This window comes from Neisseria sp. HMSC064D07, assembly GCF_001837185.1.
Classification (GTDB): Bacteria; Pseudomonadota; Gammaproteobacteria; order Burkholderiales; family Neisseriaceae; genus Neisseria; species Neisseria flavescens_C.
Map to the genome: position 1 here is coordinate 1 of NZ_KV831668.1, position 16,808 is coordinate 16,808.

Here is a 16,808-nt window from a genome sequence, read left to right on the forward strand (position 1 = left end):
TTTTTTTTTTAAGCGGATATAATCGCAAATTCTGTTTGGGAAGCGGAATGGTTCCGCGTTATACCCGTTTTTAGGAGTCCTTAAGTGGCAAAGAAAATTATCGGCTACATCAAACTGCAAATTCCTGCAGGTAAAGCCAATCCATCTCCCCCAGTTGGTCCTGCTTTGGGTCAACGTGGTTTGAATATCATGGAATTCTGTAAAGCATTTAATGCTGCAACCCAAGGTATGGAACCTGGTTTGCCAATTCCGGTTGTGATCACTGCATTTGCAGATAAATCATTCACATTTGTGATGAAAACTCCACCAGCTTCTATCTTGTTGAAAAAAGCTGCTGGTCTGCAAAAAGGTAGTTCTAATCCTCTGACTAACAAAGTGGGTAAATTGACCCGCGCTCAGTTGGAAGAAATTGCTAAAACTAAAGAGCCTGATTTAACTGCTGCTGACTTGGATGCGGCTGTTCGTACTATCGCAGGTTCTGCTCGCTCAATGGGCTTGGACGTGGAGGGTGTTGTATAATGGCTAAAGTATCTAAACGCTTGAAAGCTCTTCGCTCTTCTGTTGAAGCTAACAAACTGTACGCAATCGACGAAGCAATTGCTTTGGTTAAAAAAGCTGCTACTGCTAAATTTGACGAGTCTGTTGATGTATCTTTTAACTTGGGTGTTGATCCTCGTAAATCTGACCAAGTTATCCGTGGTTCAGTCGTTCTGCCTAAAGGTACCGGTAAAACAACTCGAGTAGCTGTATTTACACAAGGTGCAAATGCAGATGCTGCTAAAGAAGCTGGTGCTGATATTGTCGGTTTTGAAGATCTGGCTGCTGAAATCAAAGCTGGTAATCTGAACTTTGACGTTGTTATTGCTTCTCCTGATGCAATGCGTATCGTTGGTCAATTGGGTACCATCTTGGGTCCTCGTGGTCTGATGCCAAACCCTAAAGTAGGTACTGTTACTCCTAACGTTGCTGAAGCAGTTAAAAATGCAAAAGCAGGTCAAGTACAATACCGTACAGATAAAGCCGGTATCGTTCACGCAACTATCGGTCGTGCTTCTTTCGCTGAAGCTGACTTGAAAGAAAACTTCAATGCGTTGCTGGATGCTATTGTTAAAGCCAAACCTGCTGCTGCTAAGGGTCAGTACCTGAAAAAAGTTGCTATATCCAGCACTATGGGTTTGGGTGTTCGCGTTGATACTGCAAGTGTGAACAACTAAGAAATTTTCAGGTGATCCGGTTTTCTGGATTGCCTGAATTTGGGCTACTTAAAATTAAGTAGATGTCCAAGACCGTAGGGATCGTAAGATTTAATCGTAACTGCCCTACGCAGACGGTAGTCCTGAAACACATTGCAAGATTGCTTGTAAGATGTCTTTTTAGGTTACCGCGCTGGTGGGATATCATTCGGTATCCTGTTTATAAACAGTGGGAGGTAGACCTTGAGTCTCAATATTGAAACCAAGAAAGTGGCCGTAGAGGAAATTAGCGCAGCAATTGCTAACGCTCAAACTCTCGTAGTCGCTGAATATCGCGGTATCAGTGTTTCCAGCATGACTGAGCTTCGTGCAAATGCACGTAAAGAAGGCGTTTACTTGCGCGTTCTGAAAAATACTCTGGCTCGTCGCGCAGTAGAGGGTACTTCATTCGCAGGTTTGGCCGATCAAATGGTTGGTCCATTGGTTTACGCTGCTTCTGAAGATGCTGTTGCTGCTGCTAAAGTGCTGCACCAATTCGCGAAAAAAGATGACAAAATTATCGTTAAAGCCGGTTCTTACAATGGCGAAGTAATGGATGCTGCTCAGGTTGCTGAGTTGGCTTCTATTCCAAGCCGCGAAGAATTGTTGTCCAAACTGTTGTTCGTTATGCAAGCCCCTGTATCAGGCTTTGCACGTGGTTTGGCTGCTTTGGCAGAGAAAAAAGCTGGCGAAGAAGCCGCTTAATCGATTTTGTTTCATTTAATCAATTATTTTTTAATACAATATTTGGAGTATAAATAGCATGGCTATTACTAAAGAAGACATTTTGGAAGCCGTTGGTTCTTTGACCGTAATGGAATTGAACGACCTGGTTAAAGCTTTTGAAGAAAAATTTGGCGTTTCTGCTGCTGCAGTTGCAGTTGCAGGCCCTGCAGGTGCTGGTGCAGCTGCTGCTGAAGAAAAAACTGAATTCGACGTAGTATTGGCTTCTGCCGGTGATCAAAAAGTTGGCGTGATTAAAGTTGTCCGCGCTATCACTGGTCTGGGTCTGAAAGAAGCTAAAGACATCGTTGACGGTGCACCTAAAACTCTGAAAGAAGGTGTTTCTAAAGCTGAAGCTGAAGACATCCAAAAACAACTGGAAGAAGCCGGCGCTAAAGTCGAAATCAAATAATTTGATGCTTCCTATGAAGGCTGGCAGTTTTCTGCCAGCCTTATTTTGCTTCTTAAAATAAGCATCAGGTATTGTTTACATTTATTTGCATAGTCTTTATAAAATCATTGCAAATAAATGTAAATATCAGGTTGATGCATGCCGTTGTTTCAGACGGCCTATTATTTAAAATTGCTTTTCGGAGTGTATATGAGCTATTCGTTTACCGAGAAAAAACGTATCCGTAAGAGTTTTGCAAAGCGAGAGAATGTCTTGGATGTTCCTTTCCTGCTGGCAACCCAAATTGATTCTTATGCGAAATTTTTACAGTTGGAAAACGCTTTTGACCAACGTACTGATGATGGTCTGCAAGCAGCATTCAATTCTATTTTCCCGATTGTGAGCCATAATGGTTATGCACGATTGGAGTTTGTGCATTACACATTGGGCGAACCTTTGTTCGATATTCCTGAATGTCAATTGCGCGGTATTACTTATGCGGCTCCATTGCGTGCACGTATCCGTTTGGTGATTTTGGATAAAGAAGCGTCTAAACCGACCGTAAAAGAAGTTCGTGAAAACGAAGTATATATGGGCGAAATTCCGTTGATGACGCCAAGTGGCTCTTTTGTCATCAATGGTACAGAGCGTGTAATTGTTTCCCAGTTGCACCGTTCTCCTGGTGTGTTCTTTGAGCATGACCGTGGTAAAACACATTCTTCCGGTAAGTTGTTGTTCTCTGCTCGTATTATTCCTTACCGTGGTTCATGGTTGGATTTCGAATTTGATCCAAAAGATTTGCTGTATTTCCGTATCGACCGTCGCCGTAAAATGCCGGTTACGATTTTGTTGAAAGCTTTGGGCTATAACAATGAACAAATCTTGGATATTTTCTACGACAAAGAAACTTTCTATTTGTCTTCAAACGGTGTTCAAACTGATCTGGTTGCAGGCCGTCTGAAAGGTGAAACTGCCAAAGTTGACATCTTGGATAAAGAAGGCAATGTACTGGTTGCCAAAGGTAAACGCATTACTGCGAAAAATATCCGTGATATTACCAATGCAGGCTTGACTCGTTTGAATGTAGAGCCAGAAAGCTTGATAGGCAAAGCATTGGCTGCTGACCTGATTGATCCGGAAACCGGTGAAGTATTGGCTTCTGCTAACGATGAAATTACAGAAGAACTGTTGGCTAAACTTGATATCCATGGTGTAAAAGAAATTACGACCCTTTATATCAACGAATTGGATCAAGGCGGTTACATCTCCAGCACTCTGCGTACAGACGAAACTGCTGATCAGCAAGCTGCACGCGTAGCGATTTACCGCATGATGCGTCCTGGCGAACCGCCTACCGAAGAAGCTGTTGAGCAGCTCTTCAACCGCTTGTTCTTCAGTGAAGACAGCTATGATTTGTCTCGCGTAGGCCGTATGAAATTCAATACGCGCACATACGAGCAAAAACTGTCTGAAGCACAACAAAACTCTTGGTATGGCCGTTTGCTGAACGAAACTTTGGCCGGTGCTGCCGAAAAAGGTGGTTACGTTCTGAGCGTTGAAGACATTGTTGCTTCCATTGCTACATTAGTTGAACTGCGTAACGGTCATGGTGAAGTAGACGATATTGACCACTTGGGTAATCGTCGTGTTCGTTCTGTGGGTGAGTTGACTGAAAACCAATTCCGCAGCGGTTTGGCTCGTGTAGAACGTGCAGTTAAAGAGCGTTTGAACCAAGCAGAATCTGAGAACTTGATGCCGCATGACTTGATCAATGCGAAACCTGTTTCTGCCGCGATTAAAGAATTCTTCGGTTCCAGCCAATTGAGCCAATTTATGGATCAGACCAACCCATTGTCTGAAGTAACCCATAAACGCCGTGTATCTGCATTGGGCCCGGGCGGTTTGACTCGCGAACGTGCAGGCTTTGAGGTGCGAGACGTACATCCGACCCACTATGGCCGTGTATGTCCTATTGAAACACCTGAGGGTCCAAACATTGGTTTGATCAACTCATTATCCGTTTATGCGCGTACCAATGATTATGGTTTCTTGGAAACTCCTTACCGCCGTGTTGTCGATGGCAAAGTAACTGAAGAAATCGACTACTTGTCTGCTATCGAAGAAGGCCGTTATGTGATTGCACAGGCGAATGCCGATTTGGACAAAGACGGTAATTTGATTGGCGACTTGGTCACTTGTCGTGAAAAAGGCGAAACCATTATGGCGACGCCTGACCGCGTTCAATATATGGACGTGGCAACCGGTCAAGTGGTATCCGTTGCAGCATCTCTGATTCCATTCTTGGAACATGATGACGCGAACCGTGCATTGATGGGTGCCAACATGCAACGTCAGGCTGTACCGTGTCTGCGCCCTGAAAAACCGATGGTTGGTACCGGTATTGAGCGCTCTGTTGCCGTTGACTCTGCAACTGCAATCGTTGCCCGCCGCGGCGGTGTGGTTGAGTATGTAGATGCCAACCGTGTTGTAGTTCGTGTTCATGATGATGAAGCGACTGCCGGTGAAGTGGGTGTCGATATTTACAACTTGGTTAAATTCACCCGTTCTAACCAATCTACCAACATCAACCAACGTCCGGCCGTAAAAGCAGGCGATGTGTTGCAACGTGGTGACTTGGTGGCCGACGGTGCATCTACCGACTTGGGCGAGTTGGCTTTGGGTCAAAACATGACCATCGCCTTCATGCCATGGAACGGTTACAACTACGAAGACTCGATTCTGATTTCAGAAAAAGTGGCTGCAGACGATCGTTATACTTCGATTCACATTGAAGAGCTGAACGTTGTCGCACGTGACACTAAACTGGGTGCGGAAGACATTACCCGCGATATTCCGAACTTGTCTGAGCGTATGCAAAACCGTTTGGATGAATCCGGTATCGTATATATTGGTGCAGAAGTAGAAGCTGGTGACGTCTTGGTAGGTAAAGTAACACCTAAAGGCGAAACCCAACTGACTCCTGAAGAAAAACTGCTGCGTGCCATCTTCGGTGAAAAAGCGTCTGACGTAAAAGATACTTCATTGCGTATGCCTACCGGCATGAGCGGTACCGTTATCGATGTTCAAGTCTTTACTCGTGAAGGTATTCAACGCGACAAACGTGCTCAATCCATTATTGATTCTGAGCTGAAACGTTACCGTCAAGACTTGAGCGACCAGTTGCGTATTTTTGATAACGACGCATTTGACCGTATCGAGCGTATGATTGTTGGTCAAAAAGCCAATGGTGGTCCGATGAAGCTGGCTAAAGGCAGTGAAATCACTACCGAATATTTGGCGAGCCTGTCCAGCAAACATGATTGGTTTGACATCCGTTTGGCTGACGAAGATTTGGCCAAACAGTTGGAACTGATTAAATTGAGCCTGCAACAAAAACGCGAAGAAGCGGATGAGTTGTATGAGATCAAGAAGAAAAAACTGACCCAAGGCGACGAGCTGCAACCGGGCGTACAAAAAATGGTGAAAGTATTTATCGCCATCAAACGCCGTCTGCAAGCCGGTGACAAAATGGCGGGTCGCCACGGTAACAAAGGTGTGGTATCACGCATTCTGCCGGTGGAAGACATGCCTTACATGGCTGACGGCCGTCCGGTAGACATTGTACTGAACCCATTGGGCGTACCTTCCCGTATGAACATTGGTCAGATTTTGGAAGTTCACTTGGGTTGGGCGGCAAAAGGTATCGGTGAACGCATCGATCGTATGCTGAAAGAGCAACGCAAAGCCAGCGAGCTGCGTGAATTCTTGAACAAACTCTACAACGGTAGCGGTAAGAAAGAAGATTTAGACAGCCTGACAGATGAAGAAATCATCGAATTGGCTTCTAACCTGCGCAAAGGTGCGTCTTTCGCCTCTCCTGTATTCGACGGTGCGAAAGAGTCTGAAATCCGCGAAATGTTGAACTTGGCTTACCCAAGTGAAGATCCTGAGGTTGAGAAACTGGGCTTCAACGACAGTAAAACTCAAATCACGCTGTATGACGGCCGTTCCGGCGAAGCATTTGACCGCAAGGTTACAGTCGGTGTGATGCACTATCTGAAACTGCACCACTTGGTTGACGAAAAAATGCACGCCCGTTCTACCGGTCCATACAGTTTGGTTACCCAGCAGCCTTTGGGCGGTAAAGCTCAGTTCGGTGGCCAACGTTTCGGCGAGATGGAGGTTTGGGCATTGGAAGCATACGGCGCGGCATACACGCTGCAAGAGATGCTGACTGTGAAGTCTGACGACGTGAACGGCCGTACCAAAATGTACGAAAATATCGTCAAAGGTGAACACAAAATCGATGCCGGTATGCCTGAATCCTTCAACGTATTGGTTAAAGAGATTCGCTCACTGGGCTTGGATATCGATTTGGAACGCTACTAAACAGAAGTTTTCAGACGGCCTTTTAAGGTCGTCTGAAAAAGCGGTTTCAGAATAAGAATGAAGCAATCGGCATTTAGGCCATCTGAAATCAAAAGTACCGTTTCCCAATATCGAAAATCCGCCATGCGGTAAAAATACTTCCTTCAAGGAGCAAAAATGAATTTGTTGAACTTATTTAATCCGTTGCAAACTGCCGGCATGGAAGAAGAGTTTGATGCCATCAAAATCGGTATTGCCTCTCCCGAAACCATCCGCTCATGGTCTTATGGCGAAGTTAAAAAACCTGAAACCATCAACTACCGCACGTTCAAACCTGAGCGTGACGGTTTATTCTGTGCCAAAATCTTTGGCCCGGTCAAAGACTATGAATGTTTGTGCGGTAAATACAAACGCTTGAAATTTAAAGGCGTAACCTGTGAAAAATGTGGCGTAGAAGTGACCCTGTCTAAAGTACGCCGCGAACGCATGGGCCACATTGAATTGGCAGCACCAGTTGCCCATATTTGGTTCTTGAAATCCCTGCCTTCCCGCTTGGGTATGGTACTGGACATGACTTTGCGCGATATCGAACGCGTATTGTACTTTGAAGCATTTGTGGTAACCGATCCCGGCATGACTCCGTTGCAACGTCGTCAATTACTGACTGAAGACGATTACTACAACAAACTGGACGAATACGGCGACGACTTCGATGCCAAAATGGGTGCAGAAGGTATCCGTGAATTGTTGCGCACCTTGGATATTACCGGCGAAATCGAAATCCTGCGTCAAGAGCTGGAATCTACCGGTTCTGACACCAAAATTAAAAAAATTGCCAAACGTTTGAAAGTATTGGAAGCTTTCCACCGTTCCGGTATGAAACTGGAATGGATGATTATGGACGTGCTGCCGGTATTGCCGCCTGATTTGCGTCCGTTGGTTCCATTGGATGGTGGTCGTTTTGCCACTTCCGATTTGAACGATTTGTACCGCCGCGTTATTAACCGTAACAACCGTCTGAAACGTCTGTTGGAACTGCATGCGCCTGACATCATCGTTCGTAACGAAAAACGTATGTTGCAAGAAGCAGTTGACTCTCTGTTGGATAACGGCCGTCGCGGTAAAGCCATGACCGGCGCCAACAAACGTCCGCTGAAATCATTGGCTGACATGATTAAAGGTAAAGGCGGCCGCTTCCGTCAAAACCTGCTGGGTAAACGTGTGGACTACTCTGGTCGTTCCGTGATTACCGTAGGTCCATACCTGCGTCTGCACCAATGTGGTCTGCCGAAAAAAATGGCGTTGGAACTGTTCAAACCATTCATTTTCCACAAATTGGAAAAACAAGGTTTGGCGTCTACCGTTAAAGCTGCGAAAAAATTGGTAGAACAAGAAGTACCTGAAGTATGGGATATCTTGGAAGAAGTGATCCGCGAACATCCGATTATGCTGAACCGTGCGCCAACCCTGCACCGTTTGGGTATTCAAGCGTTCGAACCTATCCTGATCGAAGGTAAAGCGATTCAGTTGCACCCATTGGTGTGTGCCGCATTTAACGCCGACTTTGACGGTGACCAAATGGCTGTACACGTTCCATTGAGCTTGGAAGCACAAATGGAAGCACGCACGCTGATGCTGGCTTCAAACAACGTATTGTCTCCAGCCAACGGCGAACCAATCATCGTACCTTCTCAAGATATCGTATTGGGTCTGTACTACATGACCCGCGACCGTATCAATGCCAAAGGCGAAGGCAGCCTGTTTGCCGATGTGAAAGAAGTGCATCGTGCATACCATACCAAACAGGTTGAACTGGGTACGAAAATTACCGTACGTCTGCGCGAATGGGTAAAAAACGAAGCAGGTGAGTTTGAGCCTGTCGTTAACCGTTACGAAACGACTGTCGGCCGTGCATTGTTGAGCGAAATCTTGCCTAAAGGCCTGCCGTTCGAGTACATCAACAAAGCGCTGAAGAAAAAAGAAATTTCTAAACTGATTAACGCATCATTCCGTCTGTGCGGCTTGCGTGATACAGTTATTTTCGCCGACCACTTGATGTATACCGGTTTCGGTTTTGCGGCTAAAGGCGGTATTTCCATTGCGGTTGACGATATGGAAATTCCGAAAGAAAAAGCAGCCTTGCTGGCCGAGGCTAATGCCGAAGTTAAAGAAATCGAAGACCAATACCGTCAAGGTTTGGTCACCAACGGCGAACGTTACAACAAAGTGGTCGATATTTGGGGTCGTGCCGGCGATAAGATCGCTAAAGCGATGATGGACAACCTGTCCAAACAAAAAGTCATCGACCGTGACGGCAACGAAGTTGATCAAGAATCTTTCAACTCTATTTACATGATGGCCGACTCTGGTGCCCGTGGTTCTGCGGCTCAGATTAAACAGTTGTCCGGTATGCGTGGTTTGATGGCGAAACCTGACGGCTCCATTATTGAAACGCCTATTACCTCCAACTTCCGCGAAGGCCTGACCGTATTGCAATACTTTATTGCGACCCACGGTGCGCGTAAGGGTTTGGCGGATACCGCGTTGAAAACTGCAAACTCCGGTTACTTGACCCGTCGTTTGGTAGACGTAACCCAAGACTTGGTGGTTGTTGAAGACGATTGCGGTACTTCAGACGGCTTTGTAATGAAAGCAGTGGTACAAGGCGGTGATGTAATTGAAGCTTTGCGTGAGCGTATTTTGGGTCGCGTTACTGCTTCTGATGTTGTCGATCCTTCGACTGGCGAGACTTTGGTTGAAGCCGGTACATTGTTGACCGAGAAACTGGTAGATATGATCGACCAATCCGGTGTCGATGAAGTCAAAGTCCGTACGCCGATTACTTGTAAAACCCGTCATGGCTTGTGTGCACACTGTTATGGTCGCGACTTGGCACGTGGTAAACTGGTTAACGCCGGTGAGGCAGTTGGTGTGATTGCAGCGCAATCCATTGGTGAGCCAGGTACTCAGCTGACCATGCGTACGTTCCACATCGGTGGTGCGGCATCTCGTGCGGCTGCTGCCAGCCAAGTGGAAGCCAAATCCAATGGTACAGCTCGTTTCAGCAGCCAAATGCGTTACGTTGCCAACAACAAAGGCGAATTGGTTGTCATTGGCCGTTCTTGTGAAGTAGTGATTCATGACGATATCGGTCGCGAACGTGAACGTCACAAAGTACCTTACGGTGCAATCCTGCTGGTACAAGACGGCGAAGCCATTAAAGCCGGTCAAACTTTGGCAACTTGGGATCCGCATACCCGTCCGATGATTACCGAACACGCAGGTATGGTGAAATTCGAGAACGTGGAAGAGGGTGTTACCGTTGCGAAACAAACTGACGATGTAACCGGTTTGTCTACTCTGGTAGTGATTGACGGCAAACGTCGTTCTTCTAATGCTTCTAAACTGTTGCGTCCGACTGTCAAACTGTTGGATAAAAACGGTCTGGAAATCTGCATCCCAGGTACGACTACCCCAGTTTCTATGGCATTCCCGGTCGGTGCGGTGATTACCATCCGTGAAGGTCAGGAAGTCGGTAAGGGTGATGTATTGGCGCGTATTCCGCAAGCGTCTTCTAAAACCCGCGATATTACCGGTGGTCTGCCACGCGTAGCCGAATTGTTTGAAGCACGCGTGCCGAAAGATGCAGGTATGTTGGCTGAAATTACCGGTACCGTTTCTTTCGGTAAAGAAACCAAAGGTAAACAGCGCCTGATTATTACCGACGTAGACGGTGTAGCATACGAAACCCTGATTTCTAAAGAGAAACAGATTTTGGTACACGACGGTCAAGTGGTAAACCGCGGTGAAACCATCGTAGACGGTGCTGTAGATCCACACGACATTCTGCGTCTGCAAGGTATCGAAGCATTGGCCCGCTACATTGTTCAAGAGGTACAAGAGGTTTACCGCCTGCAAGGTGTGAAGATTTCCGATAAACACATCGAAGTCATCATCCGCCAAATGCTGCGTCGAGTGAACATCGTTGATTCCGGTGATACAGAGTTCATTACCGGCGAACAAGTTGAGCGTGGCGATGTGATGCTTGCCAATGAAAAAGCCATGGCTGAAGACAAAGAGCCAGCACGTTACGAAAACGTGTTGCTGGGTATTACCAAAGCCTCTTTGTCTACAGACAGCTTCATTTCTGCGGCATCGTTCCAAGAAACAACCCGCGTCTTGACAGAGGCCGCTATTATGGGCAAACAAGACGAGCTGCGCGGTTTGAAAGAGAACGTGATTGTCGGTCGTTTGATTCCTGCCGGTACAGGTTTGACCTACCACCGCAGCCGCCATCAACAATGTCAGCAAGCTGATCAAGAAGTTTCTGAAACCGAAGCTTCAGACGAATAATCCCTCGGGATTATTGTGAAAATAAAACCGCAAGCCAGTCTTGCGGTTTTATTTTTTAGAGGACTTAAAAGAGGGTGGAGTTTAAGGCCGTCTGAATAAATAAGGAAAGCAATGGAGAAAATAAGTAGAGAACCAAATTGCGGACTTATTTAAAATGACAAAGGCCGTCTGAATGTTTCAGACGGCCTTTGTTTCAAAAATTTAGACATAATTTGGAAAACACCAAACTTTATCAGTCATTTGCTTGACTAAACCCTTGCAATAAAAATATAATTCCAATCTTGTCGACATGGTGTCGGCAAGTATTTAACTCAACAGGACGAGAAAATATGCCAACTATTAACCAATTGGTACGCAAAGGCCGTCAAAAGCCCGTGTACGTAAACAAAGTGCCTGCACTGGAAGCTTGCCCGCAAAAACGCGGCGTGTGCACCCGTGTATACACAACTACCCCTAAAAAACCTAACTCTGCATTGCGTAAAGTATGTAAAGTTCGCCTGACCAACGGTTTTGAAGTAATTTCATACATCGGCGGTGAAGGCCACAACCTGCAAGAGCACAGTGTCGTATTGATTCGTGGCGGTCGTGTAAAAGACTTGCCAGGTGTACGTTACCACACTGTACGCGGTTCTTTGGATACTGCAGGTGTTAAAGACCGTAAACAAGCCCGTTCTAAATACGGTGCTAAGCGTCCTAAATAATTATCGGGACTCAAATAGGCACGTCGGCCGCCTAAGCTGAACAACGGCCGAGTAAGTGAATACTCAATTGGGTATTCATGGGAATTGCCCCAACTGAATAGATTAAAGGAAATTAAAATGCCAAGACGTAGAGAAGTCCCTAAGCGCGACGTACTGCCAGATCCTAAATTCGGCAGCGTTGAGCTGACTAAATTCATGAACGTATTGATGATTGACGGTAAAAAATCTGTTGCAGAACGTATCGTTTACGGTGCGCTGGAACAAATTGAGAAAAAAACCGGCAAAGTAGCAATCGAAGTATTTAACGAAGCCATTGCAAACGCCAAACCTATCGTGGAAGTGAAAAGCCGCCGTGTAGGTGGTGCAAACTACCAAGTTCCTGTTGAAGTTCGTCCTTCACGTCGTCTGGCCTTGGCAATGCGCTGGGTTCGCGATGCGGCCCGTAAACGTGGTGAGAAATCTATGGACCTGCGTTTGGCAGGTGAATTGATTGATGCGGCTGAAGGTCGTGGTGGTGCGTTGAAAAAACGTGAAGAAGTACACCGCATGGCTGAAGCAAACAAAGCATTCTCTCACTTCCGTTTCTAATATCGAAAGGCTAACAAAATGGCTCGTAAGACCCCTATCAGCCTGTATCGCAATATCGGTATTTCTGCCCATATTGACGCGGGTAAAACAACCACAACAGAACGTATTTTGTTCTATACAGGTTTGACTCATAAATTGGGCGAAGTGCATGACGGCGCGGCTACTACCGACTACATGGAACAAGAACAAGAGCGTGGTATTACCATTACTTCTGCTGCTGTGACTTCTTATTGGTCTGGTATGGCGAAACAGTTCCCTGAGCACCGTTTCAACATCATCGACACCCCGGGACACGTTGACTTTACTGTAGAGGTAGAGCGTTCTATGCGTGTATTGGACGGCGCGGTAATGGTTTACTGTGCAGTAGGCGGTGTTCAACCTCAATCTGAAACCGTATGGCGTCAAGCTAACAAATACCAAGTGCCTCGCTTGGCATTTGTAAACAAAATGGACCGTCAAGGTGCCAACTTCTTCCGCGTTGTTGAGCAAATGAAAACCCGTTTGCGCGCAAACCCAGTACCTATCGTGATTCCGGTTGGTGCGGAAGACAGCTTCAGCGGTGTTGTTGACCTGTTGAAAATGAAATCCATTATTTGGAATGAAGCCGATAAAGGTACAACCTTTACCTATGGCGATATTCCTGCTGAATTGGTTGAGACTGCCGAAGAATGGCGTCAAAACATGATTGAAGCCGCAGCAGAAGCCAGCGAAGAATTGATGGATAAATACTTGGGCGGTGATGAGCTGACTGAGGAAGAAATCGTAGGCGCATTGCGTCAACGTACTTTGGCTGGTGAAATTCAACCAATGTTGTGCGGTTCAGCATTTAAAAACAAAGGTGTTCAACGTATGTTGGATGCAGTTGTAGAATTGCTGCCTGCTCCTACCGACATTCCTCCAGTTCAAGGTGTTAACCCTAACACTGAAGAAGCCGACAGCCGTGAAGCCAGCGATGAAGAGAAATTCTCTGCATTGGCGTTCAAAATGTTGAATGATAAATACGTTGGTCAATTGACATTTATCCGCGTTTACTCTGGTGTGGTGAAATCCGGTGATACCGTATTGAACTCTGTAAAAGGTACTCGCGAACGTATCGGTCGCTTGGTGCAAATGACTGCTGCAGACCGTACTGAAATTGAAGAAGTACGCGCTGGCGACATCGCAGCCGCTATCGGTCTGAAAGACGTTACTACTGGTGAGACCTTGTGTGCAGAAAGCGCACCTATCATCTTGGAACGCATGGAATTCCCTGAGCCGGTAATCCATATTGCTGTTGAGCCGAAAACCAAAGCCGACCAAGAGAAAATGGGTATCGCCCTGAACCGTCTGGCGAAAGAAGACCCTTCTTTCCGCGTTCGTACAGACGAAGAATCCGGTCAAACCATTATTTCCGGTATGGGTGAGTTGCACTTGGAAATTATTGTTGACCGTATGAAACGCGAATTCGGCGTGGAAGCAAACATTGGTGCGCCTCAAGTGGCTTACCGTGAAACCATCCGCAAAGAAGTTGAAGCTGAATACAAACATGCCAAACAATCTGGTGGTAAAGGTCAATACGGTCACGTTGTGATCAAAATGGAACCTATGGAACCGGGTGGTGCAGGTTACGAATTTATCGACGAAATTAAAGGTGGTGTGATTCCTCGCGAATTCATTCCGTCTGTTGATAAAGGTATCCGCGATACCCTGCCTAATGGTATCGTTGCGGGCTACCCAGTAGTTGACGTACGCGTACGTTTGATTTTCGGTTCTTCACACGACGTCGACTCCTCTCAACTGGCCTTCGAATTGGCTGCTTCCCAAGCCTTCAAAGAAGGTATGCGTAAAGCCAATCCAGCTCTGTTGGAACCAATCATGGCAGTTGAAGTGGAAACCCCTGAAGAATACATGGGTGACGTAATGGGCGACTTGAACCGTCGCCGCGGCGTCGTATTGGGTATGGATGATGACGGTATCGGCGGTAAAAAAGTCCGTGCCGAAGTGCCTCTGGCAGAAATGTTCGGTTATTCTACCGACCTGCGTTCTGCAACCCAAGGTCGCGCTACTTACTCTATGGAGTTCAAGAAATATTCTGAAGCTCCTGCACACATAGCTGCTGCTGTAACTGAAGCCCGTAAAGGCTAATCAGGCAAATAGGTCGTCTGAAAGGCTGAAATGATTTTTCAGACGGCCTCTGTTCTTTAATCGATCTTTAATGTAAAGGAATTAGCTCATGGCTAAGGAAAAATTTGAACGTAGCAAACCGCACGTAAACGTTGGCACCATCGGTCACGTTGACCATGGTAAAACCACTCTGACTGCTGCTTTGACTACTATTTTGGCTAAAAAATTCGGTGGCGCTGCAAAAGCTTACGACCAAATCGACAACGCTCCTGAAGAAAAAGCTCGTGGTATTACCATTAATACCTCACACGTAGAATACGAAACCGAAACCCGTCACTACGCACACGTAGACTGCCCGGGCCACGCCGACTACGTTAAAAACATGATTACCGGTGCTGCCCAAATGGACGGCGCTATCTTAGTATGTTCCGCAGCTGACGGTCCTATGCCGCAAACTCGCGAACACATTCTGTTGGCTCGTCAAGTAGGCGTACCTTACATCATCGTATTCATGAACAAATGCGACATGGTTGACGATGCTGAGTTGTTGGAACTGGTTGAAATGGAAATCCGTGACTTGTTGTCAAGCTACGACTTCCCAGGTGATGACTGCCCAATCGTACAAGGTTCTGCACTGAAAGCTTTGGAAGGTGACGCTGGTTACGAAGAAAAAATCTTCGAATTGGCTGCTGCCTTGGACAGCTACATCCCAACACCTGAGCGTGCTGTGGACAAACCTTTCTTGTTGCCTATCGAAGACGTATTCTCTATCTCTGGCCGTGGTACAGTAGTAACCGGTCGTGTAGAGCGCGGTATCATCCACGTTGGTGATGAGATCGAAATCGTAGGTCTGAAAGAAACTCAAAAAACCACTTGTACCGGTGTTGAAATGTTCCGCAAACTGCTGGACGAAGGTCAAGCTGGTGACAACGTAGGTGTATTGCTGCGTGGTACTAAACGTGAAGACGTAGAGCGTGGTCAAGTATTGGCTAAACCAGGTACTATCACTCCTCACACCAAATTCAAAGCAGAAGTATACGTACTGAGCAAAGAAGAGGGTGGTCGTCACACTCCATTCTTCGCTAACTACCGTCCACAATTCTATTTCCGTACTACTGACGTAACTGGTGCAGTTACTTTGGAAGAAGGCGTAGAAATGGTAATGCCAGGTGAGAACGTAACCATTACTGTAGAACTGATTGCTCCTATCGCTATGGAAGAAGGTCTGCGCTTTGCGATTCGCGAAGGTGGTCGTACCGTAGGTGCGGGTGTGGTTTCTTCTGTAATCGCTTAAGTTTAGAGGCCAATAGCTCAATTGGTAGAGTATCGGTCTCCAAAACCGAGGGTTGGGGGTTCGAGACCCTCTTGGCCTGCCAAATAAAAAATTAACCGGCCTTGTGCCGGTTAATTTTTTTGTACTTAAGTTTTAAGATTATTTGGAATTAATTAATGGATCAATGCCACTATCTAAAATGAAGGCGGGTGGGGTATTGATAAGTGAGTAAAGATGACAGAACATCCGTCTGGACGCAAAGAAGACCATCAGAAAAAGGAAGTTGTGGTAAGTAATAAGCCAGCTCCTGAAAAGAAAGAAGGTCTGTTTGCATATTTTAAGAGCTCTTGGACTGAGTTTAAGAAGGTAGTTTGGCCGAGTCGCGATGAAGCGGTCAAAATGACTGTATTCGTGATTATCTTCGTTGCAGTTTTAGCAGCCTTCATTTATGCGGCAGATACAATTATTTCATGGTTGTTTTTTGATGTTTTATTAAATAGGAAAGGGTAAAGATGTCAAAGCGTTGGTATGTGGTACAGGCCTATTCCGGTTTCGAGAAAAATGTTCAAAAAACATTGAAAGAGCGTATTGCTCGTGAAAATATGGAAGAGTATTTTGGTCAGATTCTCGTTCCTGTAGAGGAAGTGGTAGATATCAAGAATGGCCGAAAAACCATCAGTGAGCGTAAATTCTATCCGGGCTATGTGTTGGTTGAAATGGAAATGACCGATGATTCATGGCACTTGGTTAAGAGTACCCCTCGAGTAAATGGTTTTGTAGGTGGTAGCGGAAATCGTCCAATCCCAATTTCTCAAAAAGATGCGGATGCTATTTTGCAACAAGCCAAAACAGGTGTTGAGAAGCCAAAACCAAAAGTTGAATTTGAGGTTGGTCAGCAGGTTCGTGTGAATGAAGGTCCATTTGCTGATTTCAATGGAATTGTTGATGAGGTTAACTACGAGCGTAATAGACTGCGTGTTTCAGTTCAGATTTTTGGTCGTGAAACACCGGTTGAATTAGAGTTCGGTCAGGTTGAAAAGATTTAAGTGGTTTAATTCGCTTGAAATTTTTTTTTT

12 protein-coding genes and 1 tRNA gene are annotated in these 16,808 nt (G+C 46.0%); all 13 read left to right on the forward strand.

What is annotated here, in order from left to right; all coding sequences use genetic code 11:
• Window positions 1-84: 84 nt before the first annotated feature.
• A complete protein-coding gene (gene rplK / locus HMPREF2608_RS03360) occupies window positions 85-519 on the forward strand; it encodes a 50S ribosomal protein L11 (RefSeq protein WP_002220151.1) in 435 nt (144 codons plus the stop codon).
• Window positions 519-1,214: a 50S ribosomal protein L1 gene (rplA, locus tag HMPREF2608_RS03365; RefSeq protein WP_070825975.1), complete on the forward strand. Its 696-nt coding sequence runs from the start codon at window positions 519-521 to the stop codon at window positions 1,212-1,214. Before rplK ends, rplA begins: the two co-directional genes overlap by 1 nt.
• 222 nt (window positions 1,215-1,436) lie before the next feature.
• Complete coding sequence (gene rplJ / locus HMPREF2608_RS03370; protein WP_070825976.1) at window positions 1,437-1,937, forward strand: 50S ribosomal protein L10; 501 nt, start codon at window positions 1,437-1,439, stop codon at window positions 1,935-1,937.
• Between the two features lie 58 nt (window positions 1,938-1,995).
• Entirely contained in the window at window positions 1,996-2,367 is a 372-nt protein-coding gene (gene rplL / locus HMPREF2608_RS03375) for a 50S ribosomal protein L7/L12 (protein ID WP_003677916.1), read from the forward strand.
• Window positions 2,368-2,556: 189 nt separating this feature from the next.
• Window positions 2,557-6,735, forward strand: coding sequence for a DNA-directed RNA polymerase subunit beta (gene rpoB, locus HMPREF2608_RS03380; protein WP_004521091.1), 4,179 nt, complete (start codon window positions 2,557-2,559; stop codon window positions 6,733-6,735).
• Window positions 6,736-6,891: 156 nt separating this feature from the next.
• On the forward strand, window positions 6,892-11,067 hold the full coding sequence (rpoC, locus tag HMPREF2608_RS03385) for a DNA-directed RNA polymerase subunit beta' (protein ID WP_070825977.1): 4,176 nt from the start codon (window positions 6,892-6,894) through the stop codon (window positions 11,065-11,067).
• A gap of 329 nt (window positions 11,068-11,396) precedes the next feature.
• A complete protein-coding gene (rpsL, locus tag HMPREF2608_RS03390; RefSeq protein ID WP_002218431.1) occupies window positions 11,397-11,768 on the forward strand; it encodes a 30S ribosomal protein S12 in 372 nt (123 codons plus the stop codon).
• Window positions 11,769-11,885: 117 nt separating this feature from the next.
• Window positions 11,886-12,356, forward strand: a complete 471-nt coding sequence (gene rpsG, locus HMPREF2608_RS03395) for a 30S ribosomal protein S7 (RefSeq protein WP_002240962.1) — start codon at window positions 11,886-11,888, stop codon at window positions 12,354-12,356.
• An 18-nt stretch (window positions 12,357-12,374) separates the two neighbouring features.
• Window positions 12,375-14,480 (forward strand): elongation factor G, encoded by a 2,106-nt coding sequence (fusA, locus tag HMPREF2608_RS03400; protein WP_070825978.1) that lies wholly within the window; start codon window positions 12,375-12,377, stop codon window positions 14,478-14,480.
• A gap of 88 nt (window positions 14,481-14,568) precedes the next feature.
• Window positions 14,569-15,753 carry an elongation factor Tu gene (gene tuf / locus HMPREF2608_RS03405; RefSeq protein WP_004520187.1) on the forward strand — a complete coding sequence of 395 codons (1,185 nt, stop codon included), beginning with the start codon at window positions 14,569-14,571 and terminating at the stop codon, window positions 15,751-15,753.
• Between the two features lie 6 nt (window positions 15,754-15,759).
• A tRNA-Trp gene (locus tag HMPREF2608_RS03410) sits at window positions 15,760-15,835 on the forward strand.
• A 131-nt stretch (window positions 15,836-15,966) separates the two neighbouring features.
• The gene (gene secE / locus HMPREF2608_RS03415) at window positions 15,967-16,242 is read left to right on the forward strand and encodes a preprotein translocase subunit SecE (RefSeq protein WP_003680696.1); all 276 of its coding nucleotides are present in this window, start codon (window positions 15,967-15,969) and stop codon (window positions 16,240-16,242) included.
• Window positions 16,243-16,244: 2 nt separating this feature from the next.
• Window positions 16,245-16,778, forward strand: a complete 534-nt coding sequence (gene nusG / locus HMPREF2608_RS03420) for a transcription termination/antitermination protein NusG (protein WP_003680697.1) — start codon at window positions 16,245-16,247, stop codon at window positions 16,776-16,778.
• The last annotated feature ends 30 nt before the right edge of the window (window positions 16,779-16,808 follow it).